This is a genomic window from Massilia sp. P2_C2 (assembly GCF_056404615.1).
In genome coordinates this window covers 1-575 of sequence record NZ_JBFUDR010000676.1, presented here as the reverse complement: position 1 = coordinate 575, position 575 = coordinate 1, and the positions used below count along the sequence as shown (strand labels likewise).

The window sequence follows — 575 nt, the reverse complement described above, 5'->3', positions numbered from 1 at the left end:
GTGCGGGACCGCCGCCCGACGGGGCGACGGCCGGCGCCGGTGCCGCGCGCGCGCCGATGCGATTGATTGTCATGATGGTCCTCCTTGTTCTCGTTGACGGCGCTTACTGCGACAGCGCCTTTACGCCCTTGCCCAGCTCGTCCTCGACCTGGTTCTTGGCCTGGTTGAGCGCGATGGCGTTCTGGATCCGGGCGATCGCATCCTGGGCCGCCATGGTGGCGAGCGCGGCTGCCTGCGCCGCGGCGATGGTCGACCCGGCGTCGCCATAGGCACCGGCAGTGGCGGCGAGATCGGCGCCGGCCTGCACGCTGTCGCCGGCCGTGCCGCCGTCCTTGTCCTTGTCCTTGCGTTTGCCCGTGCCCTTGTCCGCATCCTTGTCGGCGCTCGTGTCGGCGACCTTGTCCGTGCCTTTGCCCGCGCTCGTGTCCGGCGCCTTGTCCGTGCCCTTGTCGGCAACCTTGTTGGTGTCGTGCCGCACGACCGTCTCCTGGTGGCCGCCCGCGTCGCCGCCGCGATGGCCGTGGCGGCGCGAGAGCGCATCCGCCGCCAGCGGGGCCGCGGCGCCGGCCGCCAGC

The 575-nt window shown here is 72.5% G+C and carries 1 protein-coding gene; it reads right to left on the bottom strand.

Annotation, left to right across the window (positions count from 1 at the left end; all coding sequences use genetic code 11):
• Window positions 1–103: 103 nt before the first annotated feature.
• On the bottom strand, window positions 104–575 hold a 472-nt coding region (locus AC1DYX_RS31805), incomplete at its 5' end, for a hypothetical protein (protein WP_477266278.1).